The sequence below is a fragment of the Amycolatopsis sp. NPDC026612 genome, from assembly GCF_040638285.1.
Lineage (GTDB): Bacteria > Actinomycetota > Actinomycetes > Mycobacteriales > Pseudonocardiaceae > Amycolatopsis.
On the sequence record NZ_JBEZYB010000002.1, the window covers coordinates 37,618 to 59,632 of the forward strand.

Consider the following 22,015-nt stretch of genomic DNA (forward strand, 5'->3'; position numbering starts at 1 on the left):
GACGGGAGTGGGTGTGCCGGTGCCAGTGCGTACCCGCTGGATCGTGGCGGCCGTGGTCGTGGCCGCCACGGCGGGCGCCGTCGTGGCGTTCTGGCCGGACAGCGCGGCCGCCGTCGATCCGGAGATCGCGGTTTCGCGCTCGGCGTGCGGCACCGGCTGGGCGGACCCGAAGCCCGGGCCGCAGACGTTCCGCCTGCACAACACCGGATCCGTGACCGCCGAGGTCGACCTGATCGACCCGGCGACCGGCGTCGTCTACGGCGAGGTCGAGGGCCTGGGCGCGGCGACGACCCGGCCGTTGCGGGCCGACCTGGGCAACGGCAGCTACGCGTTCCGGTGCCTGCCCGAGGACGCGGGTGCGATCGTCGGGCCGGCCGTGCGGATCACCGGCGGGGCCGAGCGGACCGGGCCGGGCGTCACACCGGTGACGCACGACGACCTGCTCGGCCCGCTCAAGACCTACCAGCAGCACGTCATGGCGGGGCTGGACCAGCTGGTCGCGGACACCGGCGCGCTGAAGAACAGCGTCCACGGCGGTGACCGCGCGGCGAGCGAGACCGCCTGGCTGACCGCCCACCTGACGTACGAGCGGCTGGGCGCCGCTTACGACGCGTTCGGCGACTCCGACGGCGCGCTCAACGGCACGGCCGACGGCCTGCCCGGCGGCGCGGCCGATCCGGGGTTCACCGGCTTCCACCGGCTGGAAGAGGGACTGTGGCACGGCGAGGACCTGGGCGCGCTCGCCGTCGTCGCCGACCGGCTCGACACCGATGCCCGCGCGCTGCGGACGTCCTTCGGCGGCGGCCAGGTCGACGGGAACGACCTCGGGTTGCGCGCGCACGAGATCATGGAGAACACGCTGCAGTTCGAACTCACCGGCCGCACCGACTACGGCAGCGGCACCAACCTGGCCACGGCCCGCGCCAACCTCGACGGAACCCGCGCGGTGCTGGACGTCCTGCGGCCGTTGCTGGCACCGCGCTATCCCGATCTGTCCAAGGTGGACACCTGGCTGACCCGGACACAGGCGGCACTGGACGCGGCCCACCACCCGGACGGCAGCTGGACCCCGCCGGCGCGGCTGCCCCAGCCGCAGCGGCAGAAGCTCAACGCGGCGGTGAGCGAGCTGACGGAGCTGCTGGCCCCGATCGCGCCGATCGCCGAGCCGAGGAGGGTCTCGTGACCGGCCTGCCTCGCCGTTCGTTCCTGCGCCGGGCCGCGATGGGCGCCGGGCTCACCGTGGCCGCCGGGGCCGGGCTCGGCGCTTCCGACGCCGTCACCGAGAGCACCTCGCCCGTCCCCTTCCACGGCCCCCACCAGGCCGCCGTCCTGCGCAAGCCGCCGACGCAGACCATCGTCGCCTCGTTCGACGCCGTCGCCGGGTCCAAGGCCGAGCTCACCGACCTCTTCCGCGCCATCACCGACCGGGCCCGCTTCCTCACCACCGGCGGCGCACCGGCCGCGCTGGGCATCACCGCGCCACCCGCCGATTCCGGGGTGCTGGGGCCCGTGGTGCCCGGTGGGGATCTCGGCGTCATCCTCGGTGTCGGCGCGTCGCTCTTCGACGACCGGTACGGGCTCGCGAAGCTCAAGCCCGCCAAGCTGAAGCCGATGACGACGTTTCCGGACGACGCCCTCGACCCCGCGCAGTGCCACGGCGACCTCAGCCTGATCCTGTCCGCGAACTCCACCGATACCGTGCTGCACGCGCTGCGGGACATCGCCCGCGCCACCCGCGGTGGCATGCAGCTGCGCTGGAAGCTCACCGGCTTCAGCTCCCCGCCGCGACCGGACGGCACCCCGCGGAACCTGATGGGGTTCAAGGACGGCACCGCCAACCCGACCGGTTCCGATGTGGACAGTCTGGTGTGGACGACGGGCGAGCCCGCCTGGGCGCGTGGCGGGAGCTACCAGGTGATCCGGCTGATCCGGATGCTGGTGGAGTTCTGGGACCGGGTTTCGCTGGCCGAGCAGGAGAACATGTTCGGCCGCCGCCGCGACACCGGCGCCCCGCTCGACGGCACCGAGGAGACCGACGTCCCCCGCTACGCCGACGACCCGATCGGCACGGTCATCCCGCTGACCAGCCACATCCGGAAGGCGAACCCGCGCACGCCGGAAACCGACGCCGGCCGGATCCTGCGCCGCGCGGTGAACTACGACCGTGGCATCGACAGCAACGGCAACCTGGACATGGGCCTGCTGTTCGTCTGCTACCAGCAGGACCTGGAGCGCCAGTTCGAAGCCGTCCAGACGCGCTTGGCCGGCGAACCACTGACCGACTACATCTCCCCGTTCGGCGGCGGCTACTTCTTCGCGCTGCCGGGCGTCACCGGCCCGGACGACCACTTCGGGCGCTCCCTGCTCACCTGAGCGCACTCTCCCCACCACGAAAGGAATCCACAGTGGACACCAGACCTCGCCGGCGACGGCGCGGCCTGCTCGGCGCCGGGGCGCTCGCCTCGGTGGCCGTCCTGGCCGTCGCCACCGGCTCCGCGGCGAGCACCGCCGACGCCCAGCCGCTGCACCCGCTCCCGGCGCAGTGGCTCCCCACGACGACCCCGATCAAGCACGTCGTGGTCATCTTCGGCGAGAACATCTCGTTCGACCACTACTTCGGCACCTACCCGAACGCGGCCAACACCGACGGCACCCCGTTCACCGCCGCGCGCACCACCCCGAAGGTCAACGGCCTGGACCACAAGCTGCTGACCGCCAACCCCAACGCGTACAACCCGAAGCGGCTCACGCCCCAGCAGGCGATGACCTGCGATCAGAACCACAACTACGGCGCCGAGCAGGCCGCCTTCGACGGCGGCAAGATGGACAAGTTCGTCGAGAAGACCGAGACGGACAAGTGCACCGGGCAGCCGATCCTGTTCGGCGAGCCGGGCCTGGTGATGGACTACTACGACGGCAACACCGTCACCGGCATGTGGAACTACGCCCAGCACTACGCGATGAGCGACAACTCGTTCAACACGGTCTTCGGCCCGTCCACACCGGGCGCGCTCAACCTCATTTCGGGGCAGACGCACGGCGCCCAGGCGGTCGACCCGGTGACGCACGAGCCGGTCAGCGACGCCTACGCGGTGCAGTCGCCGGACGCCGGCGGCGTCGGCACGGTCATCAACGACCCGGACCCGGCGTGGGACGACTGCTCGGGCAAGAACCACACGAGCAAGGACAACCTGGCCACGATGCACGGCCGCAACATCGGTGACCTGCTCAACCAGCGGCGCGTCACCTGGGGCTGGTTCCAGGGCGGCTTCCGCCCGACGGGCACGGCCAACGGGTACGCGGTGTGCGGCCAGAAGCACACCAACGTCGGCGGCAACGCGGTCGTCGACTACAGCCCGCACCACGAGCCGTTCCAGTACTACCCGTCGACGGCGAACCCGAAGCACCTCGCGCCGTCGTCGGTGCAGGCGATCGGCCAGACCGACCGAGCGAACCACCAGTACGACATCTCGGACTTCGACGACGCGCTGCAGGCCGGCTCGATGCCCGCGGTGAGCTTCCTGAAGGCACCGGAGTACCAGGACGGCCACGCGGGCTACTCGGACCCACTGGACGAGCAGCAGTTCGTGGTCGGCGAGATCACCAAGATCCAGCAGTCGCCGGACTGGCGGTCGACGGCGATCGTGCTGGCGTACGACGACTCGGACGGCTGGTACGACCACCAGAAGTCGCCGATCGTCAACGGTTCTCACGACGCTTCGCAGGACCAGGCGACCTGTACGGCCAAGCCGACGTCGGTGGGCACCTACGCGGACCGCTGCGGTTACGGCCCGCGGCTGCCGCTGCTGGTGGTTTCGCCGTACAGCAAGGTGAACCACGTCGACCACACGCTGACGGACCAGACGTCGGTGCTGAAGTTCATCGAGGACAACTGGTTCACCGGCCGGATCGGCGACTCGTCGTTCGACTCGCGGGCCGGTTCGCTCAACGGCATGTTCGACTTCTGGTGGCCGCAGGCGCGGAAGGTCACCCTCGACCCGAAGACCGGCGCCGTGATTCGGGGCTGACGCGGTTCGTGAAGGCCACCTCGCGGAACTCGTAGTTCCCGAAGGTGGCCTTCACGGCCGGACCGGAGCCAGGTCCCAGGCCAGCGTCACGACCGTCCCCGCCGCACCGGAGGCGATGTCCGCCCGGTCGGCACTCGCCCGCAGCAGCAGCAACCCCCGGCCCCGCAACGAAACCGGCCGGGGGTCCGGCACCGGCGTCCGCCACTTCCCGTGGTCGGTGATCACCACTTCCATCCGGCCGGGGGCCACGGAGGCGTCGATGTCCACGAGGCCGTCCCCCGAACCGCCGTAAGCGTGGTCGGCCACGTTCGCCAGCGCTTCGTAACTGGCCAGGACGATGTCGCCGGCCCGGTCCTCGTCGACGCCGGCCGCCAGTACCCACGCCATCAGCTCGTGCCGCAGGCGGCGGAGGGCGCCCGGGTTCGCGGGCACGCCGTGGTGGCGGAACGGTTCCGGCATCCGCGCCCGCCTCACTGGAGTGCTTCGTCGATCGTCGGGTGGATGCCGATCCACGTGTCGAGCCCGGTCGTCTTCAGCGGCCGCGACGTCACCGGGGAATCGCTCACCACTCGCAGCGCGCGTTCGGCCAGCCTGCGGTGGGCCGCCGCGAGCACCTGCAACCCCGCCGAGCAGAAGAACGTCACCTCGCGCAGGTCGACCACCAGCTTCTCCGGTCCGCCCGCCAGCACCTGTTCGACGACCTCCCCGAACTCCGGCGCGGTGGCCAGGTCGATCTCCCCCGCCACGCTCAACACGGCCGCCCGGCCCCGCCAGTCGAGGGTGACCGCCAGTTCGGCGGGGAGGTCCGGCGGTGAAGGGGGCACGGCCACCCATCGTGCCGCACTCCCCGTCAAAGGGCTACCGATGCGGAAGCTTCACCACCGTGACCCAGAAATCGTCGATCTTCCCGACCACCTCGACGAACTTCTCGAAGTCGACCGGCTTGGTGACGTAGGCGTTGGCGTGCAGTTCGTAGCTGCGCAGGATGTCTTCGTCGGCTTCGGACGTGGTCAGCACGACCACCGGGATCGTGCGCAGCCCGGGGTGCTGCTTGATCTCGCCGAGCAGCTCCCGGCCGTCCTTGCGGGGCAGGTTGAGGTCGAGCAGGATCAGCCCCGGCCGCGGCGCCTCCCGGAAGTGCCCTTCGCGGTTGAGGAACCGGAGCGCTTCGACGCCGTCCTCCACCACGTGCAGCGGGTTGCGGATCTTGTGGTGCGCGAACGCCTCCCGGGTCATCAGCACGTCCCCCGGGTCGTCCTCGACGAGCAGGATGTCGAACGGAACGGGCGTCCGGGTCATGTGTCCCCACTGTCCTCGCGGGCCGGCAGGGTGAAGCGGAACGTCGTGTCCGCGGCCTCGGCGTCGAGCCAGATCCGGCCGCCGTGGTGCTCGATGATCCGGCGGCACAGGGCCAGGCCGATGCCGGTGCCCGGGTACGCGGTGCGCGTGTGCAGCCGCTGGAACAGCGCGAACACCCGCTCGGCGTACTCCGCGCCGATGCCGATCCCGTTGTCCGAAACGGTGAAGACCCAGTCGTCGCCGTCGCGTTCGGCGGTGACCCGCACTTCCGGCGGCGCCTCGCCCTTGAACTTCAGCGCGTTGCCGATGAGGTTCTGGAACACCGCCGTCATCAGCGCCGGTTCGACACGCACCTCGGGCAGGTCGCCGCGGCTCACCTTGCCCCCGCTCAGCGACAGCGCCACCTCCAGGTTCGCGATCGCGTCGTCGACCAGCGCGCCCGCGTCGGTCACGACGTGCTCGCCCGGATTGCGGCCGACCCGGGAGAACGCCAGCAGGTCGTTGATCAGGACCTGCATCCGCTTCGCGCCGTCGACGGCGTACTCGATGTACTGCTCGCCGCGCTCGTCGAGCAGGCCCTGGTAGCGGCGCTGGAGCAGCTGGCAGAAGCTGGCCACCTTCCGCAACGGTTCCTGCAGGTCGTGCGAAGCGACGTACGCGAACTGCTCCAGATCGGCGTTGGACCGCTCCAGCTCGCGCGTCCGCCGGTCCAGCGCGGCGTTCGACTGCTCCAGCTCGCGTGTCCGCCCGTCCAGCATGGCGTTGGACCGCTCCGCCTCGCGCGTGCGCCGGTCCAGCAGCTCGTGCGCCTCCTCGAGCTCGGCGACCTCGTCGAGGATGCGCTGCCGCATCGCTTCGACGTCGGCGCCGAGCTGGACGATCTCGCGCGGCCCGCTCCCGTGCACCGGGCGCTGGACGCCGGAGCCCGCAGCCTGCCGGACCTCGCCGGCCAGCCGCAGGATCGGCTTGGTGATGACCTGGCGCACGCCGGCGAACAGCAGCCCGAACAGCAGCAGGACCAGTACGGCGACGGCCACGAGCATCGCGTCCAGGAAGCCCGCGGCGGCGTCCAGCCCGACGCGGCCGGCGTCGCGGATGGAAGCCAGGTGGTCGAGCTGGGCGTCGAGCGCGGCGCGCACCGCGACGAACAGCGTCCGGCCGGTTTCGATCTGGGCCGGGGTGACCGGCGGCGCGCCGGGAGCGATGGTGGGCGCGGCCGCGGCCTGCCAGGCGGCAGCCGTGCGCAGCACGGCCTCCAGGTCGTCGCCGATCCGGGTGCCCGGCACCGCCCCCAGCTGCCGCAGCTGCGTGACGGCGGCGGCCTGCATGCGGACGCCGTCGGTGTAGGGCACCAGGAACTCCGGCTGACGGCCGAGCTGGTAGCCGCGGACCCCGCTTTCCTGGTTGAGCAACGCGGCGGACAGCTGGCTCGCGGCCAGGCGCTGCGGCGCGATCACGTCGAGGAGGCGGGTGCGGGCTGCGGTGAGGTTGTTCAGCGCGATCCCGCCGCCGACCAGCGCCGCGAGCAGCAGCACGGCCTGGGTGACGGCGAGCAGGGCCAGCCAGCGGCGGATCGGCCGGCCGCGTGCGTCAGCGCTCATCGGGCGGTGTCTCCTGGGTCGTGGCTGAGCAGGGCGAGAGCGACGTCGTCGTCGAGGGGGCCGGAGTTGAGCCGTTCGGCGCGGGCGATCAGCTCGTCGAGCAGGGCCCGGCCGTGGATCCCGTTCTCCCGCTTGATGTCGAGCACGAGGGCGGCCATCCGCTCGTGGCCCAGCCGCTCGGATCCGGCGCCGACGCGGCCCTCGAACACGCCGTCGGTGTAGAGCAGCAGCGACCACCCCGGCTCCAGCGGCACTTCCAGCGCGTCCCACTTGGCGCCCTCGACGACACCGAGCGGGACGCCGAGGCGCTCGCCGGAGAGCAGGTGCCCGTCGCCGCGGGTGAGCAACAGCGGCGGCAGGTGCCCGGCCAGCGACAGGCGCAGGGACCGCCGGTCCGGCGCGACGACAACCATGCAAACCGTGGCGAACAGCGGCTCGATCCGCTCGTGCACCAGGACCCGCTCGACCATGCTCAGCACGTCGGCCATCGGCAGCCCGGCCATCACGAGCGAGCGCCACGCGATCCGCAGTGCGACGCCGAGCGCGGCCTCGTCCGGACCGTGGCCGCAGACGTCGCCGATCATCATGTGCACCGTGCCGTCGGCGAGCTCGATCGCGTCGTAGAAGTCGCCGCCCAGCAGGGAACCGTTGCGGCCGGGCCGGTAGCGGGCGGCCAGCTCCAGGTGCGGGTCGCGCAGCAGCGGGCTGGGCAGCAGGCCGCGTTCGAGCCGCGCGTTCTCCCGCGCGAGCAGCTGCTGCTGGAGGAACTGCTGCTCGACCTGCTCGGCGCGCTTGCGTTCGCGGGCGAAGCGCAGCGCTTTCACCAGCAGCGGGCCGTCGACCTGGTCCTTGACGAGGTAGTCCTGCGCGCCCGCGGCCACCGCGGCGACCCCGGTGGCCTGGTCGTGCTGCCCGGTCAGGACGACCACGGCGACGCCGGGAGCGTGCTGCCCCAGCTTGGTCAGCCCGCTGAGTCCCATGGCGTCGGGCAGCTGCAGGTCGAGCACGACGCAGTCGGCGGTGAGCGGGCCGCCGAGCGCGGCGGAGAGCGTTTCGACGCGTTCGAGCGTGTACGGCACGGCCGTGTCCGCCAGCATCTCCTCGACCAGCAGCGCGTCGCCGTCGTCGTCCTCGATCAGCAGCACCCGCAGACGGGTGCGGGGATCCCACGATGAGTCGTGCGCGGCGGTCACCGGCGTCTCCCGTTCGGCTGCCCTCGAGCCAGTAATCCAGACGATCACCCTAGCGGCACCGGTGACGGCCGCCTACAGCGGCGAAACCGGTCCCACCGGGAGTAGCGCTTTATAGCACCTCGGTGTGACACCGGGTCGGTAACGGTTCGGCTCACGACCGTGCCGGAGCCGGGCGATCCGCGCCTACGCTGCCCGGATGGCCCGGTCCGCCGCCTTCGCCTGGTGGGGTGCGACGGTGTGCTGGTTCCTCGGGACGGTGGCCGGCCGCCTGACGGGCCGCCACCAGGAGATCACCGCAGCCGTCCCGCTCCCGGTCGCGCTGCTCGTGTTCGCCGTCTGCGCCGGGCTCTGGGCGGTGCTCGTCTTCGCGGCCCACCGCGGGGTCGGTGGCGCCCGTGCCGTGCTGGCCGTGGCCGGCGGGCTCGGCCTCGTGGACCTGGTGGTTCAGCTCGTCGGCGACGTCGTGACGCGCAACCTCGTGCACGGCGGCTTCTTCCTGGCCGCGCTGGTGCTTTCCGGTGCCGGGTTCACGTTGATGTTCCGGTCACGCTGACGCGGCTGTGCCCAGCCCGCTTGGGTGGCGCCCGCCGAAGGTGCCGGTGCTCCGGCTACCGCGACCGGCGAACTGCCGATCAGCGGTTCCGGCCGCCACGAGGGTGCTGCCACGAGCTGATCACCGAGCTGACGTACTCCCGCCACTGGTCCTCCGGCGGCGTCGGCGTCGTCGCCGCCGGGTCGGCGTGCGCGGGTTTGCGGCCCGCGGCGGCCGGCGCGCTCGTGGTCTCGACCGGGGAGTCCCGCACTTCGGCGGTGAGCGGCGGCGCCGCGGCGGAGGCGCTCATGGTCTCCACCGCTTCGCTCGAGGTCGGCGGCGGCACGACCGGAGCGGGTGCCCCGGGCGGCGGGACGGCCGTCCCGCCCACCTGGTGCGGCTGGAGCAGCACGACGGCGGCCAGGCCCAGCGCGACGGCCGCGCCCGCGGCGAGGACGTACGGCTTCGCTCGGCGGGACCGGGCAGCGGGCGGCGCCTCCTGCGGGCGGCCCTCGGCGGCGGGTTCTCCGGCCGCCGGTTCGGCGTCGACCACGGCCAAGGGGTCGAGGACGGGCTCGGGTTCGGTGGCCGGCTCTTCGGCGAGCTTCGCGTCGAGTTCGCCGCGGATCACCAGCGGCTTCGTCTGCGAAAGACTCACCAGTTCGGCGACCGAGGGAAGTTCGCCCTCACCGCCCGTGCGTGCCATCGAAAACCTCCACCCGTTTCGGCGTCACCTGGAGGAACCAGCCCGAGCCGCGAGAGCTGCTCCGCGTCGCCGTCGTCGGCTCGGCCACGTACGGGGGCCACCCTACTGGGCGACTACAGCCTGAAGCTCACCGTGTTCGGTAAGAAGCCGCCGACGGCCACGCTGTTCCCTCAGCGCCACCAGTTCGCATCGCCGAGCAAGGCGAAGCCGAGCTTCTCGTAGAGCGGCCGGCCGGACCGCGAAGCGGTCAGCGTGACGGGCAGGTCGCCGAAGTGCCGCAGCACCGCGTGCATCAGCTCGCGCCCGACGCCCCGCGAGCGGTGCTCGGGCACGGTCGTCACCCAGTAGACGCCGCCGACGCCGCCGTGGGCCATGGCGAGGCACGCCCCCTCGGCGCCCTTGCGGAAGAACGCCGTGGCCTGGTCCAGGAGTGCGGGCGGGAAGACGGTGCCGGGCCGGAGGGGCTGGTACTCCTCCAGCGGAAAACCGTGGACGACGACGTCCTCGGCGCCGGCCAGCTCAGCGGGCGTTCCGACGCGCTCGACACCCCGCGCCGCCGGGACCGGGGCGGGCTCGCGGGCCATCACCGGCAACTGCCCGGCGGCCATCCCGAGCTCGCTGAGATCGAGCACGCGGAAGGGGTCCTCGACCACGACGGTCCGGCCTGCTTCCCGGCGCGCCCGGGCGAGCTCGGTCAGCTCGGCGACGACGGCATCGTCCGGAGCCGCGGTCCGCAGCATGATCCGGTACCGGCGGCCATCTATCGCGGCGAAGGCCGGGTGGTCGAGCACGTCGTCCCCACGGGCGCGGGCGAGGGTCGTCCACAGGGCGACGGCGTTGTCGGAGGCCTGCCGCAGGCGCGCGGTGAGCAATCCGGTCATGTCGGGCAGCCTAGAGCGGCATCGCCCGCTCCGGGACGTCGCGAACGAAGCATTCGCAGCGTGGCGGCGCGGCGGCGGCCGCTCAGCCGCAGTCCGGGAGCGTCCGAGCCGCCGGCAGCGGGGCGCTTGAGCCCCAGCACGCGCCCCGCGAGACTGCCCGACTCGACCGGGCTCAGCGGCTCACCCGCGCGGCAGTACCGGCCTCGCCCACCCAGGCACAGGGGCGCTCCGAAGCACTGACCACCCGATCGAGCGCGCGCACCGGCATCGGCAGCACGCGCCGGCATGGCCGGCGTCCTGGCCGCCGCCGGGGCAGACCCTGGTGAACGAAATGGAAACTCGCGCGGCAGGACATCATGGCGTCCGGTGCGTCATTGCGACCATGGCTTCGAGGATTACCGGCCGCCACCCGAATGTCGATACGAATTCCCGGTGACACCGGAAGAACCTGCGCGCGCCGCCACATTTCCGCGCTCGACTTTGTCATGCGCGTGCAGCGATTCGCGCGTGGTGGCGCACGCCACACCTGCGACGCGCCACGCATGCCAGTCGCCTGACCGGCGCCAGAACGTAAACCACTTTCCATACCGGGCCTGAGCCACAAAAACCGGATCGGCGTCCCCGCCGACGAGGCCACTTTTGTTGCCGGCAAGGGTAAAACACATGACCGAAGTGGACACCGGATTCGCCGCCCCCGCTCCGGGCGTGGGCCGGCCGAACACCGGCGAGCGTCCTTCCGGACCGGCCTCCCTGCAGCGGTCCGTGTCGGTCGACCGGTCCCGGCCCGGCATTCCGCCCGCCCAGCGCACCCCGGCGAATCCCCGGCCCCGACGCGCTTCCGGCGCGCTCGGGCTGTGGGCGTCGCTGCCGCGTGAGCTGGCGATCCGCTTCAAGCCGCGGGTCGACCCGCCCGCCCGCGCCATCGTGCAGGAGGTCCAGCGGGCGGTGCCCGAGTACCGCCGGCCGCTCGAAGGCGCGTTCGGGTACATCATCACGCAGGGTGTCCGGCAGTCGATCATCCAGTGCCTCGACAGTGTCGGCACGCCCGGCGCCGTGCCGCTCGAGACGTGGACGACCGTGTTCCGCAACCTCGGCAAGATCGAATTCAACGAGGGCCGCAGCCTCGACTGCCTGCAGACCGCCTACCGGGTCGGCGGGCGGGTCGCGTGGCGGCACATCAGTGAGTTCGGGCAGGCCGCAGGCCTCTCCGCGGACACGCTCTGCACCAGCGCCGAGGCCATCTTCGCCTACGTCGAGGACATCTCCGCGCTCTCCATCGACGGCTACACGGCGGCGCAGACGCGCGCGACGGGCACCCCGCGCGCGCCGCCGGAGACGGCTGCTGGAACTGCTGCTCGCCGACCCGCCGTCCGCGCCGCAGGCCATCACCGCGCAGGCCGCCACGGCGCAGTGGCCGCTACCGGCCGAAGTCACGGCCGTCGCCCTCGAACCGCGCGCCGACCAGCTCGGCCTTGCCGCGCCCGAGCTGCACCCGGACGTCCTCGTCGACCTCGAGAGCGGCGAGCCGTGCCTGGTCACCGGCGACCCGGAACGGCACCTGAAGAATCTCGCCGAGCGGCTGCCGGGCCGGCGCGCCGTGATCGGCCCGGCCGTGCGGCTCGCCGACGCCCCGCGGTCGCTGCTGTGGGCGCGCCGCACGCTGAACCTCGTCCAGCGCGGCGTGCTGCCGGACGCGCCGGTGACCCGCTGCGCCGACCACCTGTCCACGCTGTGGCTGCTGGCCGACGAGTTCCTCGTCCGCGAACTGTGCCGGCGCAGCCTGGAGCCGTTCGAGGACCTCACCCCAAGCAGCGGGCGCGGCTCGGCGAGACGCTGCTGAGCTGGCTGCAGTCCCGCGGCAACGTTCCCGAAATCGCCAAGAAGCTCGAGGTGCACCCGCAGACCGTCCGGTACCGCATGCGCCAGCTCGTCGACCTGTTCGGCGACCGGCTCGACAGCGCCGACGACCGGCTCGACCTGGAGATCGCGCTGCGGGCGGAGGCGCTGCTCGGCTCCTGAGCCCGCCCGGTCCCCGACGGCCCAGCCCAGCCGGCGTCCCTAACCGGCGCCGAGGCAGACGAACGGGCGGCGGAACGGGTCGACGGCGATCGCGTCGGCCAGCGCCAGTGCCGGGCTCTCCCGGACGGCCAGCGCGCGGTAGTAGTCGTCCATCGCGGCCGCCGCAGCGAGGTCGCCGACGCGCGACAGCGGTGCGATCACCGTCCGGGAACCGCTGGCCAGCAGCGCGCTGGCGAAGCCGAGGGCCTCGTCGCCGGGCCGGATCCGGTTCATCGCGAGCTCGCAGGCGGCGAACACCACCTGCCGCGGCGGCTGCCGCAGCCCCGCCATCTCGTGGCCGTACAAGGCGCCGTCGGCGAGTTCGAGCCGCGAGAACAGCGCGTTCTCCGGCTCGTGCGCGCCGTGCGCGGCGAAGTGCGCGAGCTTCGCGCCGTCCATCGCGCGCAGCACGGACTTCACGGTGGCCTTGGCGCCGGTCATCGTCGTCGCGGTGCGGTAGTGCGTGGTCAGCTTCTCGAGCTCACCCCGGGCGCCGGCCAGCCCCGGCCCGCGAACCAGCACGATCTTGCGGGCGCGCGACGACTTCGTCAGCTCGGCGGCGAGCCACGCGGTCGCCGACGGCGCGACGACGGTCGGCCGCCCCCGCAGGCCCGGCAGCACGCCCCACGGCACGGCGTAGAGCGGCCCGGTCGGGACGATGACCAGCTGACGGTCGCCGAACACCTCGGCCAGCGGGCGGATCAGCTGGGCGTCGAGCTTGTCGGCCTGCTTGCGCGCCGAAGCCATGACGACCTCGGCGAGCCGCTCGGGCAGGTTGTCCGGTGCGAGCGCGTCGAGGTCGACGTTCAGCACACGCGCCGACTCGGCGGCGGCTCCGGCGGAGCCGAGCCGCACCAGCCGGCACTCGCCCCCGGCGACGACGACGGCGACGAGCTCGTCCCCGGAGGCGGCGAAGCTGACCAGAGCGCGCTCACCGAGCCGCGCGACGACCTCGTCCAGCCCCGCGACCGGCCGCGGCCGGCCCCACCGCCCGGTGTGCCAGCCGAGCCGCTGGGCCTCCCGGAGCCGTTCGTTGTACTTCGTCCGCAGGCCGGCGATGGGGTGGCCGTCGTGCTGGGCTTCCTGGATGGCCTGGCCGAGCCCCCGCACCTCGGCAACGCGCGCGGCGAGCTCCGGATCCGTCCCGGCGGAGAGGGGTTCGTAGCGGTAGGTCTGGGCCCGGGTCCGTTCGAGCCAGACGAAGAGGCGCCGGGCATCGCTGCGGTCGAGCACGAGCTTGACGGCGAGATCGGCGAGCTCCTGCCCGTGCAGCGCGGTCCCGGAGACGAGATCGAGCCCACCCATCCGGTCCCGGACGGCGTCCAGTTCGGTGAGCCCGGACCGGATTTCGGTGAGCGCCCTGGCCCGATCCCCCTGCGCCACGGCGAGTTCGGCGCGGCAGAGCCGGCGAAGCATCCGGTAGTCGATGGCGGTGAGCTGGCCCGGGCGGGGCACCATGCCGAGGGTCTCGACGGCGCGTTTGAGGTTGCCGCGCCGGATGTCCAGCCGGACGGCGAGCATCCGCGCGGTGGCGGCCTGGTCGGCCAGCTGGGGGGTCGGCATCTTCGCCGCCGCTCGCAGGGCCCGCGTCGGCAGGCTTGCGGGGACGTCCCCGCTCACCAGGGCATCCCGGGTGTCGGCCTTCAGCCCCATCAGGGTCGCGTTGGCCGTGCAGGTCAGGCACCCGACCTTCAGCATTCGGCGACGCGCCGAATAAGCCATCTCCCTGGCCAGCTCCACGTCATCGCCCATCAGGGCGGCCGAGGCGCGGTACAACTCGGCCAGGGCGAGTTCCCGGCTGATGCTCTGCTCTTCGACCATGACCGGCAGGATCTCGTCCAGGTGAGCCCCGGCTTCGTCCGCGAGACCGGCCGCGAGCAAGGCCTCGGCCTGCGCGAGCCGCAAGGTCGGCGGGATCTCCATCTCGAGCGCCCGGTAGCTGCGCTCGCATTCGCCGTAAAGCCGCAGCGCCTCCGGAACATCCCCCATCCGCAGGGCGAGCGTGCCCAGCGTCCGCCGGGTGCTCGCCGCGTTGCCACGCAGTTCGTACTTCTCCGCGAGTTCGAGGGATCTGGTCAGGTCCGCTTGGGCGTCGCGCACGTTGCCCAGCCGGATATGCACCCAGCCACGGGACGCCAGCGTCATCGTGAAGGCACTCATCCGCGATTCGGGATCGGAGCCGTTCGCCAGGCGGTACTCCTGGTGCTCGATGGCCCGGTCGAACGAAACGAGACTCTCGTCGTTGCGTCCGACGCCCATCAGCCGCATGGCGTAGTTGTGGTTGAGCGACCCGTTGAGCTCGGCCCGCAGAACCGGGTCCTCCACCGCGTTGATCAGCAGCCGGACATCGTCCAGGCCCGCCAGTCCCGCCGCCAGGTCGCTGGAGATCTCCGAGGAGACCGCCGTCATGGTGCTGGCCAGCCGGATGCGCGTCACCAGCCAGTCGGTGCGGTACTCGGACGGCACGGGGTGCACCGAATCCAGCAGGCTCATCCCGCGGCGCAGCAGCCGGAGGCTCTGGTGGTACCGCGCGACGCACGAGGCATCGGCGGCGTCCTTCTGCAGGGAACGAACCCGCTCGATCACCGCGGAGGGGTTCAGGTCAATCACGGGCACTCACCTATGACAGCACAGGCTCCGGTAAAAAGAAGCCCGCCTGCCGGTAGATCGGCAGGCGGGCTTGCTCCACGACGCCGGACTCAGGGCTTGATGACCTGATAGCAGCCGTTCGCGCATTCAGTGTGGACCGGGTGGTCGGTGTGGATCTTGCCGTCCGAGTCGGTCCACTGGACCGTCGGCTGGCTCGGCTCCTGGACCGGCTCCGGAGCTTCCTCGGGCTTGGTGTCCGTAGGCGTCGACATGGTCGATCTCCTCTCCCCTGGGGATCTTCATGGGGACGCGGCCGTGACGGTGAGTCCCCCATCGCGAGGCCCTCTCCCCGCGAACGGCCCAATAGTTTCACATCGAGGCAATGATCGGGAGAGTTTTAGCTACGGAAAGTCAGTCCAAACCGGGTGAGCAGGCTTGATGTCTCGATCGGCACGTCCTAAAGAGTGAAGTCTGTAACAACGTCCACTGCAGACGTGCATCCGTGCACCTGGAGGCACGTCCGCAGGACCGCCCGCAGTCACGTGTTGCTCCGGGTACGGAACGTGACCCCGGGGCGGCGATCCGGGCCAGAGTGTCCTGTGTGGACGGCTAGCCTGTCACGGCCGCGTGGACCGCACGGATCAGGCGGGCGTTTTCCGGCGCTGCTCCGCCCGGGAAGGCGAACCGGCGGCGGTTGTAGCCGTACGCGAGGCCGCTGCGCGGGTCGGCGAACGCCAGCGAGCCGGCTGCGCCGCTGTGGCCGAACGCGCCCTGGCCCAGCACCGGGTAGTTGTCCGACACGAGCGCGAAGCCGAGACCGAACGCGTTGTGGTCGCGCGTCACGACGTCGCGGCCGATCGAGTGGATCTGCGCGAATTCCGCCGCGGTTTCCGCGCGCAGGAGGGGCTCCGGGCCGCTGATCGCCGCCGCGTACAGGCCGGCCAGCCCTCGCGCCGACGCGACGCCGCCCACCGACGCCGGGCTCAGCTGCCGGACCAGTTTGATGTTCGGCAGCTCCCAGAGCTCGGGCGCCTTCGGGTTGTTGCGATTGAAGGCGATCCCCGTGATGCTGTCCGGCCCGGTCGCGTTCGCTTCCAGCTCCGCCAGCTGCTCCGGCGTCGGCAGCATCGGCTGCGTGGTCAGGAACCGCGGCTCCAGCTCCTCGGGCAGCCCCAGGTGGAAGTCCAGGCCGAACGGCTTCCGGACGCGCTCCTCGTAGTGCTCCTGGATGCTGCGGCCGGTGACGCGCCGGACGACCTCGCCGGTCAGCGCGCCGATCACCAGCGCGTGGTAGCCGAACGCGGTGCCGGGCCGCCAGTACGGCCGCTGCGGGGCGAGCCGCTCGGCGATGATGCGGTCGTCCGCCAGCTCTTCGCCCGTGAACCCGTCGTCCGCGCCGACGACGCCCGCGCGGTGCGCGAGCAGGTCCCGCACCGTGAGCCCGCCTTTGCCGGCCGCGCCGAACTCCGGCCAGTAGTGGGCGACCCGCTGGTCGAGGTCGAGCACGCCGTCCTGGACGAGCAGCGCGACCACCAGGTGCGCGGCCCCCTTGGTCGAGGAGAACACGCCGGTCAGCGAGTCGCCGGTGATGGCGGGGCCGGTCCACAGGTCGACGACGCGCTCGCCGTCGACGTGCGCGACGAGCTGGGCGGCGTAGTCACCGCCTTCGTCGGCCGCGACGGCCGCGAACTCCGCGCGGACGGACTCGAACCCGTCGGCGACGGTTCCCTGGATGTGCTCGGACGACATGGCAGCTCCTCGGTGATCCCGGTGATCTCGGCGCGTGCGCCAGGGGTGCAACCCCCGTGATGCCGAGGTATTCCGGTAACGCGCAACAACCCGGATGAGATGGTTCCGGCATGGGGGAACCGGAATCCGAAGCAGCGGAAACCACCCGGCCCGGCCGCGGCCTGGCGATCGCGTCGCTCGCGATCGGCGCGTCCGGCCTCACGCTGGCGATCGCGACCTGGGCGGCCTGGCTGATCGTCCGGCCGGGGATCGTGTCCGCGTGGGTGCTTTCCTGGCTCACGCAGGCGTTCGTGCTCGTCCTCGGCGCGCTGTGGTTCGCGCTGCTGCCGATCAGCGTGCTGGCGCTGGTTTTCGGCGTCTGCGCGGGCGCGCGCACCCAGCCGGGCTTCGGCCGGATCGGCGCCACGCTGGCCGTGATCACCGCACTGCTCGCCTTGTCGGGCACCGCGGTGTTCGCGACGACGTCGTGGCGGCACGTCGGCCCGCCGGTCGCCTACTTCGACACGGGCACCGGAGCACCTCGGTAGAGATCCCGCTGCGTGGGTACCTCCCGGATCATGAAGCTGACCTCCACTGTGCTCGGCACGCCGGAACCCCGTGCGCTGGCCGAGTTCTACTCGAACCTGCTCGGCTGGCCGATCCACACCGACGAACCGGAGTGGGTGACGCTGCGCCCGGACGACGGTGGCGCGGGGCTGTCGTTCCAGCTGGAAGCCGGGCACGTCCCGCCGGTGTGGCCGCCGGTGGACGGTACCCAGCAGATGCAGCTGCACCTCGACATCGAGGTCGACGACCTCGAGGAGGCGACGGCGGCGTCGATCGCGGCGGGCGCGGTGCTCGCCGACTTCCAGCCGGAAGACGACTTCCGGGTCTGCCTCGACCCGGCCGGGCACCCGTTCTGCCTCTGGACGCGCACGGGGTGACGCCCCGCGTTCGAACGGTCACAGGATCCGCTATGTTCGGCGGAAGTCCTGTTCCCGGCGAACGGAGTTGAGTCCTGTGGGGGCGCACCGGATCTGGCACCACGGACTGGTCCCCACCGAGGGCAAACGCCCCCTGGACGCCTTGCGCAGCAGGCTGATCAGCCGCCAGCGGCAACACGACGACTATTCGGTGACCGATCTCGGCTCGTCCGACGACGGCGGTTCGCGCCGGTGCGACCTGAAGTTCGCGTACGCGGGCAACGAAGGCCGCTACTCCGTTCAGGTATTGCTTTCGCTCTGCTACCGCGCCGGCGACGACCGGGTGACGTGGTTGCTGGCCGCGGCCTGCACGCGGCCGTGGCGCAGCTGCCACGAAGCGCCGGCCCAGCGGATCGGGCTGGAGGAGCTCGGCGCCAGCGGCAGCGACGAAATCCCGATCGAAACGCCGGTGCTGACGATGCGCGGCTGGTCGCGCAAGGAATGCGACCACCTCTCCGACCTGCTGAGCGAGGCGCTGATGGCGCCGTGGCGATCTTCCGCCGTGCTGGTGCTCACCGAGCCCCCGACGGTGCCGGTCGATGGCTGGCCCGGGCTGGTGAACGTCTTCGACGTCGACGACCGCTTCCGCCACACCCTCAACCGGCACCTGCCGCTCGGCTGCGCGGTGCCCCAGGGCGCGCGGCTGTACGTGCCGCCGTGCGACCAGTTGCCGGATTTCGTCGAAACCGCCAGCCCGGTGTCCGGCGAGGCGCTCGAGAGCGCGATCACGCGGCTCATCCAGGCACGCGGCCGGACGCCCCTGCCCGAGGAGTGGGCCGACGTGCCGAGCGTGCGGGCCTGGTACGAGGCCGATCCGTTCGCTTCGCCGGAGCGCGAACCCGACGCCGAGCTGATCGAAAAGCTCGACCGCGCCGAGCGGGAGCTGGCCGAGGCGCGGGGCGTGATCACGATCCTGCGGAAGAAGGCCAAGGCCCACGCCGAGGCACGGGACCGGCACGCCTACGAGGTGAAGACGCTCAGCCGCCGCCTCGAGGACGCGAGCACGACCGACGTCGCTTACCTGCGGGAGCAGCTCGCGCAGTTGCAGGCGGAAGTGGACGACTACGCGCGGGCGTTCGAGGAGACGGAAGCCGAACGCGACGAGCTCCGGCGCGTCAACGGGCTGCTGGCGGGCCGGCTCTCCCGCCACCACGACGCCGACGAGGAGGTCGCCGCCGCCGAGCGCCCGCCGGAGGAGTTCCCCAGTTTCGCCGAGCTGATCGGCGCCGCGACGGCCTCGCTCAAGCACCTCGCGATCACCGCCGAACCGGCCCCGGCGGCGATCCTCGACCACCACCCCAAAGCCGCCGCCTGGCGCCGCAAGGCGTGGGACGCGCTCCGCACCCTCGACGCCTACGCGGACGCCCGGACGTCCTTGCTCGAGGCGGGCCAGGACCCGGGCCCCGAACTCTCGGACGTGCTGGCGTTCGCCCGCACCGGCCAGCCGGGTTCGCTGATCAGCGCCAACATCATCGCCCTGGCCGAATCCGACACCGTGACCACGAACGAGCGGCTCCGCCAAGCCCGCACGTTCCGCGTCGATCCCCGGACGAACCCGGCGGGCCGCGACTACTTCGGCGCCCACATCGCCTTGGAACGCTTCAAGTCGCCGGCACCGCGCCTGCACTTCCTCGACGACACCGACCGCACGGGCGCGGTGTACGTCGGGTACCTGGGCGCCCACCTGCCGACGTCGAAGACCAACTGAGCGAGAATCGCACGCATGACGGAGATCGCGCAGAAGCACCTGGCCTACTGCTGGATCGCGCGCGGCGACCGGGTGCTGTTCCTCCGCCGCGGGCCCGGGGTGTTCCTCGCCGGCGGGTGGGAACTGCCGGGCGGGACGGTCGAGCCGGGCGAACGCTTCGAGGACACGGCGGCCCGCGAAGTGGCGGAGGAGACCGGGTTGACGGTTCGCATCACGGGCGAGCTGGCTCGGGACGCGTGGCCGGACGTCGCGGGACGCGCCATGCGCATCCACGCTTTCGTTTACACGGTGGAAGAAGACGGAGCCGGCGACGTCGTGCTCAACCCCGAGGAGCACGACGGCTTCGCCTGGCTGACGCGGGCGCAGGCCCGGGAACTGCCGCTGCCGGACCATTTCCGGCGACTGCTCGATCGGTAGGGTTATTCTTCGGCGCAGCAACGGTTCCTGGCGCTGCGGAGGTCTTCGGGCCGTGGTCATGCCTTCGACGGTACCCGAACAAGTGTGCGAACATCATCGCTGGACCGGGTGAACTCCGAGGTGGCGTCGAGCAGCGATTTTGCTTGCGCCGCAACGGAAACCGCGCTAGGGAGCCCCCGAATTCCACGCTACCGGAAGGGACCGACAAAACCGGTGCCGGCCGGAACTGGAGAAGGCTCGAGGCGGACTCCGGTGACTCACGAAAACTAGCGGTGCGCCAGGTACCGCAGCAGGACACTGGCGCCGTCGGTGAGCACCGAAGCCAGTTCCAGCTCGGCCGGATCGACCGCCGGTCCCACGGCCGCACGGCCGGAGGTGCCCGCCACCAGGAACGGTGCCACCGTCAACCGGAACTCGTCGACCACGCCGGCCTCGATCAGCGAACCGAACAGCCGGGGACCGCCTTCGCAGTCGATGCGGCCCAGTCCTTCCGCCACCAGTGTCGCCGTCAGCAGCTCGGCCGACACGTCGACCTCCCCGACGACGAACACCCGCGCGCCGTTCGACGCCCACGCGTCGCGCAGCGACGAGGGCGCCGCCGCGCATGTGAAGACCAACGTCGGGACCGCCGCCTTGGTGATCACCGGGGCGTCCGGGGGCAGGGAACGGCCCGTCGTCACCACCGCGACCGGGGCGATCGGGGCCAGGCCGAACCGGCGACGGCGCCCGGCCGTGCGCTCGTCGGGCCGCATCCCCTCGAAACCCTCCGCCATCGCCGTTCCCGCGCCCACCAGGACGACGTCGGCCAGGTCGTTGCCGAGCCGGTAGACGATCCGGTCGGCCGGCGTCGACAGGGCCGCCGAACGGCCCGCGACCGTGATCGCGCCGTCGGTGCTCGACACGAAGTTCACCGCCAGCCACCGGGGGTCGGCCGGGTACCGGTACAGCTGCTCGAGGTCTTCGTCGCCGAGCTCGCGCTCGGCCGGCCAGACCTGCCGGATCATTCCCATCGGACCGCCTTCGCCGGCGGGCGGGTGCCCGCGATGCTCGCCGCCATCTCCGCCACGTGCCGCACCTGGCGCACGTGCTTCGTGCGCAGGATCGCCACCCCGGCCGACGCCGCCAGCGCCGCCAGCGCCAGGCCGCCGGGCGTCCCGTCGCCGGCCACCTCGGCCAGCACGGGGACGTCTCCGACCGGCGGCGCCGTCCGCAGCACCCCGACGTCGAGGACGACGCCGGCGGCGGGCAGTTCGGCCGCGCCGGGCACCGAAGAAGCGGCGTAACCGGCACCGAACCGCGCCGCGACCTCGGCCAGGTCGGCGCGCGCGACGATCAGGTCGGCGCCCGCTTCGCAGCAGGCAGCGGCGACCGACGGGTCCGCGGTGTCGGCCCCGACGACGAGGCCGGGAAAAGTCTCACGCGCCCACTCGACCAGTGCCTCGGCGCCGGTTCCGGCGAAACTCACGAGATCGGTGCCGTCGGCGACGGCGGAACGGACGGCGTCCCTGGCCGCCGAGGGCTCCGGGAGCACCTCGACCGCGGCCAGCACCAGGGCGCGGTCACTGCTCAACCGGCGGCCCCGGAAGACGAGGTCGGGGGTCTTCATCGCGCTCTCCCTGCTGGACGTCCGTGCGTCGCGATCATAAGGGAACGCGGCGCGGACCAGCGGACGAGCGTTCCTCGCCGTCAGTTGGCGGGGCACCGTCGCCGGGCCACCCGACCTTGACGGCTCCGACATCCGGGGCTCCGCCCCGGGCCGGGGGCTCCACCACCCGGCCCCCCGGAGAACCGCTCCTCAGGAGGCGATGGCCTCGTTGATCGCCAGCAGCTCCTGAGCGGTGCGCGTGGCGGTGAACTCGATGACGTCGTAGCGGGCGAGCCGCCGGACGACGAACGGATCGCTGGCGAGCACGGCGTCGAGCTTGCCGCGCAGCACCGGACGAGTCAGGATCACCTGGTCGGCCGCGCCGTTGCCCTTTCCGGAAACAAGGAAGAGTCCATTCGTGAATTGTTTGCGCAACCACTCCGAATGGTCGGGAAGCGCGTAGCCGACTTCTGTTTCGGGCGCCGTATAGGTCAACAGTGCGATGTACATCTTTGCAGAGTAGAGCGCTCGCGCCCACACCGCATCCGCCTGGCGAGTGGCACCCGGCACCCTTTGCGTCAATATTCCGTCAAGAAGAACTGAATTCCTTTACCAGCGCTTTTTCGACATACTCGCCGATTGCCGTACGCCCGTCGTCGTACGTCGTGGTGCCGCCGCCGGGCCGACGCGGTGGCCCCGTCGCGAGG

The 22,015-nt window shown here is 71.9% G+C and carries 21 protein-coding genes and 1 pseudogene; 9 read left to right on the forward strand and 13 right to left on the reverse strand.

What is annotated here, in order from left to right:
• Positions 1 to 25: 25 nt before the first annotated feature.
• The 3 genes from AB0F15_RS02415 to AB0F15_RS02425 are packed head-to-tail and all read left to right on the forward strand — an operon-like array spanning position 26 to position 4,028.
• The gene (locus tag AB0F15_RS02415) at positions 26 to 1,183 is read left to right on the forward strand and encodes an EfeM/EfeO family lipoprotein (RefSeq protein WP_360264740.1); all 1,158 of its coding nucleotides are present in this window, start codon (positions 26 to 28) and stop codon (positions 1,181 to 1,183) included.
• Positions 1,180 to 2,373: a Dyp-type peroxidase gene (locus AB0F15_RS02420; RefSeq protein ID WP_360263949.1), complete on the forward strand. Its 1,194-nt coding sequence runs from the start codon at positions 1,180 to 1,182 to the stop codon at positions 2,371 to 2,373. Before AB0F15_RS02415 ends, AB0F15_RS02420 begins: the two co-directional genes overlap by 4 nt.
• Before the next feature lie 32 nt (positions 2,374 to 2,405).
• Positions 2,406 to 4,028: an alkaline phosphatase family protein gene (locus tag AB0F15_RS02425; RefSeq protein WP_360263953.1), complete on the forward strand. Its 1,623-nt coding sequence runs from the start codon at positions 2,406 to 2,408 to the stop codon at positions 4,026 to 4,028.
• 51 nt (positions 4,029 to 4,079) lie between these two features.
• Here the strand turns inward: AB0F15_RS02425 and AB0F15_RS02430 are convergent, their stop codons facing one another.
• Genes AB0F15_RS02430 through AB0F15_RS02450 form a run of 5 tightly spaced genes read right to left on the reverse strand, consistent with a single transcriptional unit; the run spans position 4,080 to position 8,121 of the window.
• Complete coding sequence (locus tag AB0F15_RS02430; RefSeq protein ID WP_360263956.1) at positions 4,080 to 4,487, reverse strand: ATP-binding protein; 408 nt, start codon at positions 4,485 to 4,487, stop codon at positions 4,080 to 4,082.
• 11 nt (positions 4,488 to 4,498) lie between these two features.
• Entirely contained in the window at positions 4,499 to 4,852 is a 354-nt protein-coding gene (locus tag AB0F15_RS02435) for an STAS domain-containing protein (protein WP_360263959.1), read from the reverse strand.
• A gap of 34 nt (positions 4,853 to 4,886) precedes the next feature.
• On the reverse strand, positions 4,887 to 5,327 hold the full coding sequence (locus tag AB0F15_RS02440; RefSeq protein WP_360263962.1) for a response regulator: 441 nt from the start codon (positions 5,325 to 5,327) through the stop codon (positions 4,887 to 4,889).
• On the reverse strand, positions 5,324 to 6,928 hold the full coding sequence (locus AB0F15_RS02445) for an ATP-binding protein (protein WP_360263964.1): 1,605 nt from the start codon (positions 6,926 to 6,928) through the stop codon (positions 5,324 to 5,326). Before AB0F15_RS02445 ends, AB0F15_RS02440 begins: the two co-directional genes overlap by 4 nt.
• The gene (locus AB0F15_RS02450; RefSeq protein WP_360263966.1) at positions 6,925 to 8,121 is read right to left on the reverse strand and encodes a SpoIIE family protein phosphatase; all 1,197 of its coding nucleotides are present in this window, start codon (positions 8,119 to 8,121) and stop codon (positions 6,925 to 6,927) included. The genes AB0F15_RS02445 and AB0F15_RS02450 overlap by 4 nt, the downstream gene beginning before the upstream one ends.
• 196 nt (positions 8,122 to 8,317) lie before the next feature.
• On the opposite strand from AB0F15_RS02450, the gene AB0F15_RS02455 reads away from it, so the two are divergent.
• The gene (locus AB0F15_RS02455) at positions 8,318 to 8,674 is read left to right on the forward strand and encodes a hypothetical protein (protein WP_360263968.1); all 357 of its coding nucleotides are present in this window, start codon (positions 8,318 to 8,320) and stop codon (positions 8,672 to 8,674) included.
• 79 nt (positions 8,675 to 8,753) lie between these two features.
• Here AB0F15_RS02455 and AB0F15_RS02460 read toward each other — a convergent pair whose 3' ends face one another.
• Positions 8,754 to 9,359 (reverse strand): hypothetical protein, encoded by a 606-nt coding sequence (locus AB0F15_RS02460; RefSeq protein WP_360263970.1) that lies wholly within the window; start codon positions 9,357 to 9,359, stop codon positions 8,754 to 8,756.
• A gap of 170 nt (positions 9,360 to 9,529) precedes the next feature.
• Positions 9,530 to 10,240, reverse strand: a complete 711-nt coding sequence (locus AB0F15_RS02465) for a GNAT family N-acetyltransferase (protein WP_360263973.1) — start codon at positions 10,238 to 10,240, stop codon at positions 9,530 to 9,532.
• Between the two features lie 663 nt (positions 10,241 to 10,903).
• Between AB0F15_RS02465 and AB0F15_RS02470 the strand changes: the two are divergent.
• A pseudogene (locus AB0F15_RS02470) lies at positions 10,904 to 12,259 on the forward strand (helix-turn-helix domain-containing protein).
• A 39-nt stretch (positions 12,260 to 12,298) separates the two neighbouring features.
• On the opposite strand, the gene AB0F15_RS02475 reads toward AB0F15_RS02470, so the two are convergent.
• From AB0F15_RS02475 to AB0F15_RS02485, 3 genes are all read right to left on the reverse strand, one after another.
• Positions 12,299 to 14,908 carry a CHAT domain-containing tetratricopeptide repeat protein gene (locus AB0F15_RS02475; RefSeq protein WP_360263975.1) on the reverse strand — a complete coding sequence of 870 codons (2,610 nt, stop codon included), beginning with the start codon at positions 14,906 to 14,908 and terminating at the stop codon, positions 12,299 to 12,301.
• Between the two features lie 89 nt (positions 14,909 to 14,997).
• On the reverse strand, positions 14,998 to 15,159 hold the full coding sequence (locus tag AB0F15_RS02480) for a hypothetical protein (protein WP_360263978.1): 162 nt from the start codon (positions 15,157 to 15,159) through the stop codon (positions 14,998 to 15,000).
• A gap of 337 nt (positions 15,160 to 15,496) precedes the next feature.
• Positions 15,497 to 16,636 carry a serine hydrolase domain-containing protein gene (locus AB0F15_RS02485; RefSeq protein ID WP_360263980.1) on the reverse strand — a complete coding sequence of 380 codons (1,140 nt, stop codon included), beginning with the start codon at positions 16,634 to 16,636 and terminating at the stop codon, positions 15,497 to 15,499.
• Positions 16,637 to 16,746: 110 nt separating this feature from the next.
• Between AB0F15_RS02485 and AB0F15_RS02490 the strand changes: the two genes are divergently transcribed.
• The 4 genes from AB0F15_RS02490 (at position 16,747) to AB0F15_RS02505 (ending at position 19,723) form a co-directional block, all read left to right on the forward strand.
• Positions 16,747 to 17,163, forward strand: coding sequence for a hypothetical protein (locus AB0F15_RS02490; protein WP_360263982.1), 417 nt, complete (start codon positions 16,747 to 16,749; stop codon positions 17,161 to 17,163).
• Between the two features lie 30 nt (positions 17,164 to 17,193).
• Entirely contained in the window at positions 17,194 to 17,559 is a 366-nt protein-coding gene (locus tag AB0F15_RS02495) for a VOC family protein (protein WP_360263984.1), read from the forward strand.
• Between the two features lie 76 nt (positions 17,560 to 17,635).
• Positions 17,636 to 19,306 carry a hypothetical protein gene (locus tag AB0F15_RS02500; RefSeq protein WP_360264743.1) on the forward strand — a complete coding sequence of 557 codons (1,671 nt, stop codon included), beginning with the start codon at positions 17,636 to 17,638 and terminating at the stop codon, positions 19,304 to 19,306.
• A 15-nt stretch (positions 19,307 to 19,321) separates the two neighbouring features.
• On the forward strand, positions 19,322 to 19,723 hold the full coding sequence (locus AB0F15_RS02505; RefSeq protein WP_360263987.1) for an NUDIX hydrolase: 402 nt from the start codon (positions 19,322 to 19,324) through the stop codon (positions 19,721 to 19,723).
• 266 nt (positions 19,724 to 19,989) lie between these two features.
• Here AB0F15_RS02505 and AB0F15_RS02510 read toward each other — a convergent pair whose 3' ends face one another.
• From AB0F15_RS02510 to AB0F15_RS02520, 3 genes are all read right to left on the reverse strand, one after another.
• Positions 19,990 to 20,727 (reverse strand): dihydrofolate reductase family protein, encoded by a 738-nt coding sequence (locus AB0F15_RS02510; protein ID WP_360264746.1) that lies wholly within the window; start codon positions 20,725 to 20,727, stop codon positions 19,990 to 19,992.
• On the reverse strand, positions 20,724 to 21,329 hold the full coding sequence (locus AB0F15_RS02515) for a dihydropteroate synthase (RefSeq protein WP_360263990.1): 606 nt from the start codon (positions 21,327 to 21,329) through the stop codon (positions 20,724 to 20,726). The genes AB0F15_RS02510 and AB0F15_RS02515 overlap by 4 nt, the downstream gene beginning before the upstream one ends.
• Positions 21,330 to 21,518: 189 nt before the next feature.
• Entirely contained in the window at positions 21,519 to 21,818 is a 300-nt protein-coding gene (locus AB0F15_RS02520; RefSeq protein WP_360263993.1) for a hypothetical protein, read from the reverse strand.
• Between the last annotated feature and the right edge of the window lie 197 nt (positions 21,819 to 22,015).

What these genes read in the sequence shown, in the direction of transcription:
- AB0F15_RS02430 (WP_360263956.1), bottom strand. Translation starts at nt 4,487, where the DNA reads ATGCCGGAACCGTTCCGCCACCACGGCGTGCCCGCGAACCCGGGCGCC.
- AB0F15_RS02440 (WP_360263962.1), bottom strand. Translation starts at nt 5,327, where the DNA reads ATGACCCGGACGCCCGTTCCGTTCGACATCCTGCTCGTCGAGGACGAC.
- AB0F15_RS02445 (WP_360263964.1), bottom strand. Translation starts at nt 6,928, where the DNA reads ATGAGCGCTGACGCACGCGGCCGGCCGATCCGCCGCTGGCTGGCCCTG.
- AB0F15_RS02455 (WP_360263968.1), top strand. Translation starts at nt 8,318, where the DNA reads ATGGCCCGGTCCGCCGCCTTCGCCTGGTGGGGTGCGACGGTGTGCTGG.
- AB0F15_RS02460 (WP_360263970.1), bottom strand. Translation starts at nt 9,359, where the DNA reads ATGGCACGCACGGGCGGTGAGGGCGAACTTCCCTCGGTCGCCGAACTG.
- AB0F15_RS02465 (WP_360263973.1), bottom strand. Translation starts at nt 10,240, where the DNA reads ATGACCGGATTGCTCACCGCGCGCCTGCGGCAGGCCTCCGACAACGCC.
- AB0F15_RS02480 (WP_360263978.1), bottom strand. Translation starts at nt 15,159, where the DNA reads ATGTCGACGCCTACGGACACCAAGCCCGAGGAAGCTCCGGAGCCGGTC.
- AB0F15_RS02485 (WP_360263980.1), bottom strand. Translation starts at nt 16,636, where the DNA reads ATGTCGTCCGAGCACATCCAGGGAACCGTCGCCGACGGGTTCGAGTCC.
- AB0F15_RS02490 (WP_360263982.1), top strand. Translation starts at nt 16,747, where the DNA reads ATGGGGGAACCGGAATCCGAAGCAGCGGAAACCACCCGGCCCGGCCGC.
- AB0F15_RS02495 (WP_360263984.1), top strand. Translation starts at nt 17,194, where the DNA reads ATGAAGCTGACCTCCACTGTGCTCGGCACGCCGGAACCCCGTGCGCTG.
- AB0F15_RS02505 (WP_360263987.1), top strand. Translation starts at nt 19,322, where the DNA reads ATGACGGAGATCGCGCAGAAGCACCTGGCCTACTGCTGGATCGCGCGC.
- AB0F15_RS02510 (WP_360264746.1), bottom strand. Translation starts at nt 20,727, where the DNA reads ATGATCCGGCAGGTCTGGCCGGCCGAGCGCGAGCTCGGCGACGAAGAC.
- AB0F15_RS02515 (WP_360263990.1), bottom strand. Translation starts at nt 21,329, where the DNA reads ATGAAGACCCCCGACCTCGTCTTCCGGGGCCGCCGGTTGAGCAGTGAC.
- AB0F15_RS02520 (WP_360263993.1), bottom strand. Translation starts at nt 21,818, where the DNA reads ATGTACATCGCACTGTTGACCTATACGGCGCCCGAAACAGAAGTCGGC.